At 68.9% G+C, this 9,991-nt stretch carries 8 protein-coding genes; 7 read left to right on the top strand and 1 reads right to left on the bottom strand.

Annotated elements, in window-relative coordinates; genetic code table 11:
- The 6 genes from infB to ACFQ4O_RS11480 form a co-directional block, all read left to right on the top strand.
- On the top strand, positions 1-1,970 hold a 1,970-nt coding region (gene infB / locus ACFQ4O_RS11505), incomplete at its 5' end, for a translation initiation factor IF-2 (RefSeq protein WP_378775834.1).
- A 613-nt stretch (positions 1,971-2,583) separates the two neighbouring features.
- Complete coding sequence (gene rbfA, locus ACFQ4O_RS11500) at positions 2,584-3,000, top strand: 30S ribosome-binding factor RbfA (protein ID WP_378775833.1); 417 nt, start codon at positions 2,584-2,586, stop codon at positions 2,998-3,000.
- Complete coding sequence (gene truB, locus ACFQ4O_RS11495) at positions 2,997-3,923, top strand: tRNA pseudouridine(55) synthase TruB (RefSeq protein ID WP_378775832.1); 927 nt, start codon at positions 2,997-2,999, stop codon at positions 3,921-3,923. Before rbfA ends, truB begins: the two co-directional genes overlap by 4 nt.
- A gap of 45 nt (positions 3,924-3,968) precedes the next feature.
- Positions 3,969-4,238: a 30S ribosomal protein S15 gene (gene rpsO, locus ACFQ4O_RS11490; RefSeq protein WP_378775831.1), complete on the top strand. Its 270-nt coding sequence runs from the start codon at positions 3,969-3,971 to the stop codon at positions 4,236-4,238.
- 403 nt (positions 4,239-4,641) lie between these two features.
- Positions 4,642-6,858, top strand: a complete 2,217-nt coding sequence (gene pnp, locus ACFQ4O_RS11485; protein WP_378775830.1) for a polyribonucleotide nucleotidyltransferase — start codon at positions 4,642-4,644, stop codon at positions 6,856-6,858.
- Positions 6,859-7,041: 183 nt separating this feature from the next.
- The gene (locus ACFQ4O_RS11480; RefSeq protein ID WP_378775829.1) at positions 7,042-7,548 is read left to right on the top strand and encodes a YciE/YciF ferroxidase family protein; all 507 of its coding nucleotides are present in this window, start codon (positions 7,042-7,044) and stop codon (positions 7,546-7,548) included.
- Positions 7,549-7,984: 436 nt separating this feature from the next.
- On the opposite strand, the gene ACFQ4O_RS11475 is transcribed toward ACFQ4O_RS11480, so the two are convergent.
- Entirely contained in the window at positions 7,985-9,268 is a 1,284-nt protein-coding gene (locus tag ACFQ4O_RS11475; RefSeq protein ID WP_378775828.1) for an NAD(P)/FAD-dependent oxidoreductase, read from the bottom strand.
- A 214-nt stretch (positions 9,269-9,482) separates the two neighbouring features.
- Between ACFQ4O_RS11475 and trxA the strand changes: the two genes are divergently transcribed.
- The coding region (gene trxA, locus ACFQ4O_RS11470) for a thioredoxin (RefSeq protein WP_378775827.1) at positions 9,483-9,991 on the top strand (509 nt) is incomplete at its 3' end.

Here is a 9,991-nt window from a genome sequence, read left to right as displayed (position 1 = left end):
GCCGCGCCGGCCCGAGCACGCCGGTGCGCGCCCCCGTGCCCGCCAAGCCGGAGCGCGCCAAGGCCGCCCCGACCAAGGAGCGCGGTCGCCTCACCATCGCCACCGCCACCTCGTCGAGCGACGAGGAGCGGTCGCGCTCGGTCGCGTCCTACCGCCGGCGCGTGCAGCGCCTGTCCGGCAAGGGCCATCAGGAGCCCAAGGAGAAGCTGGCCCGCGAAGTGACGGTCCCCGAGACCATCACCGTGCAGGAGCTCGCCAACCGCATGTCGGAGCGCGCGGTGGACGTGGTGCGCCTGCTGATGAAGCAGGGCGTCATGAAGAAGATCACCGACCTGATCGACGCCGACACCGCCCAGCTCATCGCCGAGGACCTCGGCCACACCGTGCGCCGCGTGGCGGAGTCGGACGTGGAGGAGGGCCTGTTCGACGCCCCCGACGCGCCCGAGAGCCTGCGCTCGCGCCCGGCCGTCGTGACCATCATGGGCCACGTGGACCACGGCAAGACCTCGCTGCTGGACGCCATCCGCCAGACCAACGTGGTCAAGGGCGAGGCCGGCGGCATCACCCAGCACATCGGCGCCTATCAGGTGACCTCGCCGCTCGGCGGCAAGATCACCTTCATCGACACGCCGGGCCACGCCGCCTTCACGGCGATGCGCGCCCGCGGCGCCAAGTCCACGGACATCGTGGTGCTGGTGGTGGCGGCCGACGACGGCGTGAAGCCGCAGACCGCGGAGGCGATCAACCACGCCCGCGCGGCCGGCGTGCCGATCATCGTGGCGATCAACAAGATCGACAAGCCGGAAGCCAAGCCCGACAAGGTGCGCAGCGAGTTGCTGCAGTACGAGATCCAGGTGGAGTCGCTCGGCGGCGAGACGCTGGAGATCGAGGTCTCGGCCAAGACCGGCGCCAATCTCGACAAGCTGCTCGAGATCATCCAGCTCCAGTCCGAAATCCTCGAGCTGAAGGCCAACCCGGACCGTCCGGCCGAGGGCACCGTGATCGAGGCCAAGCTCGACCGCGGCCGCGGCCCGGTGGCGACGGCGCTCGTCCAGCGCGGCACCCTGCGCCAGGGCGACATCGTGGTCGCGGGCTCCGAATGGGGCCGCGTGCGCGCGCTGATCACCGACCAGGGCGACACCACGCCGGAGGCGGGTCCGTCCATGCCGGTGGAGATCCTCGGCTTCAACGGCGCGCCGGAGGCGGGCGACCGCATCGCGGTGGTCGAGAACGAGGCCCGCGCCCGCGAGATCGCCGACTACCGCACGCGCCAGAAGCGCGAGCAGGCGGCGGCCCGCGCCGTGGTCCGCGTCTCGGGCCTCGAGCAGATGATGTCGCAGATCAAGGTGGCGGGTAAGAAGGAGTTCCCGCTCGTCATCAAGGGCGACGTGCAGGGCTCGGTGGAAGCGATCGTGCAGGCGCTCGAGAAGGTCGGCAACGACGAGGTCGGCGTGCGCGTGCTGCTGTCGGGCGCCGGCGGCGTGACCGAGAGCGACGTGATCCTTGCCTCGGCCTCGAACGCGGTGGTGCTCGGCTTCAACGTCCGCGCGCTGAAAGAGGCCCGCGACGCCGCGGAGCGCACCGGCACCGAGATCCGCTACTACAACATCATCTACGATCTGGTGGACGACATTAAGTCCGCCATGTCCGGGATGCTGTCGCCGGAGCGGCGCGAGGACTTCCTCGGCAACGCCGAGATCCGCGAGATCTTCGCGGTGTCGAAGGTCGGCAAGATCGCCGGCTGTCTCGTCACCGAGGGCGTGGTGCAGAAGGGCGCGAGCGTGCGCCTCATCCGCGACAACGTCGTCATCCACGAAGGCAAGCTCTCGACGCTCAAGCGCTTCAAGGACGACGTGCCGGAGATCCGCGCCGGCACCGAATGCGGCATGTCGTTCGAGAACTACCAGGACATGCGCGCCGGCGACGTGATCGAGTGCTACCGCGTCACGGAAGTGAAGCGCTCGCTCTGATCGCAGGCTTTCGTTCAGGCCCAATCCGACCCGCGGCTCACGCCGCGGGTCGTTCGTTTGTCCGCTCACGACCGGTCCGATCCCGGTCCTGACGGCGTAGCCGGCCTGTCCGGCCGCCGCATAGGCGCACGAGGAAGAATGTCTCACGTCATCGGCCGCTGGCCGACTTCACCTTCACGCCGGTGTCTGGCGACGTTGCTTGTGGCGACCATGTCCGCCTGCCTGGCGGCGTCGCCTGCCGCGGCTGAAGTCTGCGACAAAAGCTTAGGAGCGCCATGGGCGCTCGGCGTCGCCGCAGGGTTTATCGGTCTCGGCGCGTTGGCGGCGGCGGGCCTGGGCTGGCTATGGCCGAGCTATGTCGCAAGCGCCCTTCTCCTCGTCTTCGGTCAACTCTGGTTCTGGAATTTTTTCACCGGCGACCAAGTCGCTCAAGGCGAGTTCCGGGAGGGCTGCGAACCGTCAGCGTCGCTTGTGCTTCTTGGCGGAGCGGCCGTCGTTCTCGTTCTAGGCCGATCCGCCAAAAAGCTCCGACGCCAAGGCGGCCGTCGATAACCATGCCCGCGTGAGCCGCGCCTGCATTTTGTGGCGCAACGCGCCCATTCTGGAGATCAAAGTGTCCCGTTCTTCCCCGGCCTCGAAGGCCCCTTCGCAACGCATGCTGCGCGTCGGCGAACTCGTGCGCCATGCGCTGGCCGAGGTGTTCCAGCGCGGCGAGGTCGTGGACCCCGTGCTCGAAAAGCACGTGATCACGGTGCCCGAGGTGCGCATGACGCCGGACCTGAAGCTCGCCACCGCCTATGTCATGCCGCTCGGCGGCAAGGACGTGGCCAAGGTGCTGAAGGCGCTGGAGGCCAACCGCAAGCAGATCCGCATGCTGGTGGTGAGCCGCCTCGCGCTCAAGTCCGCGCCGGACATCCGCTTCCGCGAGGACGAGAGCTTCGCCGAAGGCGCCCGCATCGACGCGCTGCTGCGCTCGCCGCAGGTCTCCCGCGACCTCGACGCCGACGAGCCGGAGGGTGACGAGCGATGAGCCGCCGTAAGAAGGGTCTCGACATCTCCGGCTGGCTGGTGCTCGACAAGCCGGTGGGCGTCGCGTCCACGCAGGCGGTGTCCAAGTGCCGCTGGATCTATCAGGCCAAGAAGGCGGGCCACGCCGGCACGCTGGATCCGCTCGCCTCGGGCATCCTGCCGATCGCCTTCGGCGAGGCCACCAAGACCGTGCCCTTCGTGATGGACGGGCGGAAGATCTACCGCTTCGAGGTCACCTGGGGGATCGAGACCAACACCGACGACACCGAGGGCGAGGCGGTGGCGACCTCCGACGTCCGGCCGTCGCGCGAGGCGATCCTGGCGCTGCTGCCGACGTTCCGCGGCTCGATCGAGCAGGTTCCGCCCCAGTTCTCCGCGATCAAGATCGACGGCCAGCGCGCCTATGACCTCGCCCGCGACGGCGAGGAGGTGGAGCTCGCAGCGCGCACCATCGAGGTGCACCGGCTCGACCTGATCGAGGCGGACGCCGACAAGGCGGTGTTCGAGGCGGAGACCGGGAAGGGCGCTTATGTGCGGGCGCTCGCCCGTGACATGGGCCGCGCGCTCGGCACGCGGGGCCATGTGACGGCGCTTCGGCGGACCGCGGTCGGCGGCTTCACCGAGGACGACGCGATTTCGCTGGACGAACTGGAGCGTTTGCGACAGGGTGCCGGCGGCGAGCAGGAGCTCGCGGAATGCCTCCTTCCGGTTGAGACGGCGCTGGACGACATCCCGGCGCTCGCCGTCAGCCAGGCGGAGGCGGCACGGCTGCTCAACGGGCAGCCCGTGCTGCTGCGCGGACGGGATGCCCCGACCCATCAGGGCTCTGTCTCCGTGACGGCCGGCGGCGCGTTGATCGCGCTCGCCGAGATCGACCGCGGCGAACTCCATCCCCGACGCATTTTCCACCTCGACCGGGCGTGACGCCCGGCCGGGACCCGACAGTCCGATCGAACAAGAGAGACCCCGATGTCGATCTCCGCTGAACGCAAGAAGCAGCTCGTCGCCGAATACGCCACCAAGCCCGGCGACACCGGCTCCCCCGAAGTGCAGGTCGCCGTGCTCACCGAGCGCATCAACAACCTGACCGGCCACTTCAAGAGCCACGCCAAGGACAACCATTCCCGCCGCGGCCTGCTGAAGATGGTGAGCTCGCGCCGCTCGCTGCTGGACTACGTCAAGGGCAAGGACGTGGCTCGCTACCAGAGCCTGATCGAGCGTCTCGGCATCCGCCGCTGACGCTTCGGGGGGCTTGAGGCCCCCCTCATCCGCCGCGGCTTCGCCGCGCCGACCTCTCCCCGCCGGGGAGAGGTGACGAGGCGCTTCTTCCTTCACCTCTCCCCGGCGGGGAGAGGTCGGCCCGCAGGGCCGGGCGAGGGAGAGCCTTCGACCACGAGAATCCGGGCCGCCGGCGCAATGAGGCGTCGGCCGCCGCACTGTTGAGGATCCGGGACGCCATCGGGCCCCGGACGTCATGGGGCAGGATCGCAGGGCGCTTTTCCGACGCCGCGTCGAGACGCGGGCGTCGTCACGCCGGAGCACGGCGTGGACGAAAAGGAGAGCGCCGCGCCGTCTTGCCCATGGCTTTCAGACCGCCCGACGGTCGTCCCTTGGCTCCGTGACCGCCAGGACGAACGAACACATGTTTGAAATTCATCGCGAAAAGATCGAATGGGCCGGCCGGACGCTGACGCTTGAGACGGGCCATGTGGCCCGCCAGGCCGACGGCGCCGTGCTCGTGACCTATGGCGAGACCACCGTGCTCGCCACCGCCGTGTCCGCCAAGGCCCCGAAGGCCGGCGTCGACTTCTTCCCGCTCACCGTGAACTACACCGAGAAGTACTACGCTGCGGGCCGCATCCCGGGCGGCTACTTCAAGCGCGAGCGCGGTCCGACCGAGAAGGACACGCTCACCTCCCGCCTGATCGACCGCCCGATCCGCCCGCTGTTCGCGGACGGCTACAAGAACGACACCCAGGTCGTCGTCACCGTTCTCTCCTATGACCTCGAGAACGACCCCGACATCGTCGGCATGATCGGCGCCTCCGCCGCGCTGACGCTGTCCGGCGTGCCGTTCATGGGCCCGATCGGCGGCGCCCGCGTCGGCTACATCGACGGCGAGTACGTGCTGAACCCGGTTCAGGACCGCATGGAGGGCTCGGACCTCGACCTCGTGGTCGCCGGCACCCAGGACGCGGTGCTGATGGTGGAGTCGGAGGCCAAGGAGCTCTCCGAGGAGACCATGCTCGGCGCCGTGATGTTCGGCCACCGGGGCTTCCAGCCGGTGATCGAGGCGATCATCCGCCTCGCCGAGAAGGCCGCCAAGGAGCCCCGCGACCACCAGGTCGAGGACGTCTCCGAGCTTGAGGCCAAGCTGCGCGAACTGGTCGAGGCCGACCTGCGCGACGCTTACAAGATCAAGGCCAAGCAGGACCGCTACGCCGCGGTCGGCGCCGCCAAGAAGAAGGCGCTCGCCGCGCTCTCCGGCGAGGGCGTCGAGAACCCCGTGGACGCGCTGAAGCTCGGCGCGGTGTTCAAGGAGCTCGAGGCCAAGATCGTTCGCTGGGGCATCCTCGACGACAAGATCCGCATCGACGGCCGCGACCTGACCACGGTGCGCCCGATCCTGGCGGAAGTGGGCGTGCTGCCGCGCACCCACGGCTCGGCCATCTTCACCCGCGGCGAGACGCAGGCCCTCGTGGTGGCGACGCTCGGCACCGGCGAGGACGAGCAGTTCATCGACTCGCTCGGCGGCACCTACAAGGAGCGCTTCCTGCTCCACTACAACTTCCCCCCCTACTCGGTGGGCGAGACCGGCCGCATGGGCGCTCCCGGCCGTCGTGAAGTGGGCCACGGCAAGCTCGCCTGGCGCGCGATCCACCCGATGCTGCCGAAGGCGGACGAGTTCCCCTACACGCTCCGCGTGGTGTCCGAGATCACCGAGTCCAACGGCTCGTCGTCGATGGCCTCCGTCTGCGGCGCCTCGCTCTCGGCCATGGACGCCGGCGTGCCGCTGAAGCGGCCGGTGGCGGGCATCGCCATGGGCCTGATCCTTGAAGGCGAGAAGTTCGCCGTGCTGTCCGACATCCTCGGCGACGAGGACCATCTCGGCGACATGGACTTCAAGGTGGCCGGCACCGACTCCGGCGTCACCGCGCTGCAGATGGACATCAAGATCGCCGGCATCACCGAGGAGATCATGAAGGTCGCCCTCGCCCAGGCGAAGGACGGCCGTCTCGGCATCCTCGACGAGATGTCCAAGGCGATCGCGGCCGGCCGCACCGAGCTCGGCGAATACGCGCCGCGCATCGAGGTCATCAAGATCCCGACCGACAAGATCCGTGAAGTCATCGGCACCGGCGGCAAGGTCATCCGCGAGATCGTGGAGAAGACCGGCGCCAAGGTGAACATCGAGGACGACGGCACCGTGAAGGTCGCCTCCTCGGACGGCAAGGCCATCAAGGCCGCGCTGAACTGGATCAAGTCGATCGCGTCCGACCCGGAAGTGGGCGTGGTCTATGAGGGCACCGTGGTGAAGGTGGTCGAATTCGGCGCCTTCGTGAACTTCTTCGGCGCCAAGGACGGCCTCGTCCACGTCTCCCAGATCTCCAAGGAGCGGGTGGCCAAGCCCTCCGACGTCCTGAAGGAGGGCGACAAGGTCAAGGTCAAGCTCATGGGCTTCGACGACCGCGGCAAGACCCGCCTCTCCATGAAGGTCGTGGACCAGGAGACCGGCGAGGACCTCGAAGGCAAGGGTTCCGAGGGCGGCGACGCCGCGGCCGAGCCGGCCGAGGGCGGCGAGGAGCGTTCGGGCGGTCGTCGCGGCGGCCGTCGCCGTCGCGAGGACGCGGCCGAGTGATCGGACGCCTCTGAGATTGCGGCCCCCACCTCCGGGCGGCGGGCCGCTTCACCGGATCGAAAAGGGCGGCTCCACGCGGAGCCGCCCTTTTTTCATGCGCCGCGCGAACAGAAACGGGCGGCGCGTGCGGAACATATGGACGAGCGTCGCGTTTGAGTCGCGCCAACGCGAGAGGAAAACGCCATGAGCGACAAAGGTCTCGACACGCTATTCCACGAAACGCTGAAGGACATTTACTACGCCGAGCGCAAAATTCTCAAAGCGCTGCCCAAGATGGCGCGCGGCGCTCAGGACGAAAAACTGAAACAGGCCTTCACGAAACACAAGGAAGAGACCGAAGGTCAGATCGAACGTCTGCAGAAGGTGTTCGAGATCATCGGCAAACCCGCCCGCGGCAAGACCTGCGACGCGATCGAGGGCATCCTCGCCGAGGGCGAAGAGATCCTCGAGGAGTTCAAGGGCCAGCCCGCGCTCGACGCCGGCCTCGTGGCCGCGGCGCAGGCGGTGGAGCACTACGAGATGGCCCGCTACGGCGCGCTGAAGAGCTGGGCCACCGCGCTCGGCCTGACCGACGCCGCCAAGCTGCTGGACGAAACCCTGTCGGAGGAGAAGAAGACCGACTCCGACCTCACCAAGCTCGGCCAGAGCGCCGCCAACCTCACGGCGAAGACGGCGAAACAGGCCGCCTGACGGCGCTGCGCGCGAGATGCAAAAAGGCCCGGAGGCGCGACGCTTCCGGGCCTTTTTCGTTGGGGGATGTTGGAGGGGCGCCGCACGCCCTTGTCCCGGCCTTGAGCCGGGACCCAGAAACATCAGCGCTTCCGAACAGGGCGCGACGGACGGAGTGCTTTATTCTCACGCCGCAGCGGATCTGGGTCCCGGCTCAAGGCCGGGACAAGGGGTGTGGCGGCGGCGGGGTCGGCATTCTAAGGCGCCCGAGAAAGCGACCTTCTCTTGTCCCGGCCTTGAGCCGGGACCCAGAAGCGTCAGCGCTTCCAAACAGGGCGCGGCGGACGGGGCGCCAAGCCTTCACACCACAGCGGATCTGGGTCCCGGCTCAAGGCCGGGACAAGAAAGGGGGCGTCTTTGGCGTCGGCCGCGCGCGCGAGCGCGGCCGAAAGGCGCCTCAGAGCTGGTCCTTCTGGTCGGTGATCAGGCGGGCGCCGCGCTGGAAGGTGGCGAAATCCCAGGCCCATTTGAACGCCACCGCGATGCGGTGCCGGGTGCCGATCAGGAAGTAGATGTGCGCCACGCACCACAGCAGCCAGGCCGGGAAGCCGTGCATCTGCATCCAGGGCATCTTCACCACGGCGGACTTGCGGCCGATGGTGGCGAAATCGCCCTCGTGCTTGTAAATGAAGTGCGGCGGCGGCACCAAGCCCTTGATCCGGCAGGAGATCACGTCCGCCACATAGGCGCCCATCTGCTTGGCGGCGGGCGCGACGCCCGGCGTCGGCTTGCCGTCCTCCTGGATGGCGCAGGCGGTGTCGCCGATGACGAAGATGTTGGGGTGGCCCGCCACGGAGAGGTCCGGCCCCACCACCACGCGGCCGGCGCGGTCGTGCTCGGCGCCTAGCCATTCGGCGGCCGGCGAGGCCACGACGCCCGCCGCCCACACGATGGTGGCGGCGTCGAGCCGTCCGGTCTCCAGATCGACGCCGGCCTCGTCGCAGTTCGTCACACGGGTGTTCACCCGCACGTCCACGCCCATCTTCTCCAGCGAGCGCTTGGTGTAGTCCGAGAGGTCCTCGGGGAAGGCGGGCAGCACCCGCGGCCCGGCCTCGATCAGGATCACGCGCGCGGTGCGCGGGTCGATGCGGCGGAACTCGGCCGGCATCACCTTCTTCGCCACCTCCACGATGGCGCCGGCGAGCTCCACGCCGGTCGGCCCCGCGCCGACGATGGCGAAGGTCAGCAGCCGCTCGCGCTCGGCCGGGTCGTTGGCGAGCTCCGCCCGCTCGAACGCCATCAGCAGGCGGCGGCGGATGACGGTGGCGTCCTCGATGCGCTTCATGCCGGGGGCGACCGGCGCCCAGTCGTCGCGGCCGAAATAGGAGTGGGTGGCGCCGGTGGCGATGATCAGCTCGTCATAGGGCAGCGTGACGGTGTCGGCTTTCACCAGCCCGTTCTCCACATCGATCGCCTCCACCTTGCCGAGCAGGACCTGCACGTTGGCCTGATGGCGCAGCACGTGGCGGATCGGCCAGGCGATGTCGGCGGGCGACAGCTCCGCGGTGGCGACCTGATAGAGCAGCGGCTGGAAGCAGTGGTAGTTGTGCCGGTCGATCACCGTGACGTCCACGTCCGCCTTCGCGAGGTCGCGGGCCACGGTGAGGCCGCCGAAACCGGCGCCCACGATCACCACCTTGCGGCGCGGCTTGGGGGAGGACACGGTCGTCGCTTCGGCCATCTGCGGTCTCGTCCTTTCGGTTAAGCTGAGCACCTGTCTAGCATCATTCAGGAAAAGTCGCGGCCTATCACGTCGCCGCGACCATCTGCCCCTCGCGCCGTTTTTGCAGGCGGCCGCTGCCGGCGTTTGCAATCCCGCCCCGCTTCCCCCATCTCTCTCGCCGATGTGGAACGCCGCCGCGACGACGCGGCCGCGACGATTCCGAGGGGTTCGCATGACCTTCGCAGCCGGGGCCGACGCCGCCAAGCCCGCGACCGACGACCTGATCGTCGCCACAACCACCCAGACCTTCATGGCGGACGTGGTGCAGGCCTCGCTCACCCGCCCGGTGCTGGTGGATTTCTGGGCGCCCTGGTGCGGGCCGTGCCGGCAGCTCACGCCCGTGCTGGAGAAGGTGGTGAAGGCCGCCGGCGGCAAGGTGAAGCTCGCCACCATGAACATCGACGAGCATCCGGCGATCGCCGGCCAGCTCGGCATCCAGTCGATCCCGGCGGTCATCGCCTTCACCCGCGGCCAGCCGGTGGACGGCTTCATGGGCGCGCTGCCCGAGGCGCAGGTGAAGGCCTTCATCGAGCGCATCACCGGCGGCGCGGTGGAGGACGACGTCGACCTGCTGGCGGAGGCCGACGCGGCGCTCGCGGCCGGCGACGCCGCCGGCGCGGCGCAGATCTACGCCGGCCTTCTGGCGGAGGAGCCCGAGAACGCCGCCGCCATCGCCGGCCT

It is taken from the genome of Methylopila musalis (assembly GCF_042679725.1).
GTDB lineage: Bacteria > Pseudomonadota > Alphaproteobacteria > Rhizobiales > Methylopilaceae > Methylopila > Methylopila musalis.
The sequence above is the reverse complement of the archived record's forward strand: the minus strand, read 5'-3'. Positions and strand labels throughout refer to the sequence as shown.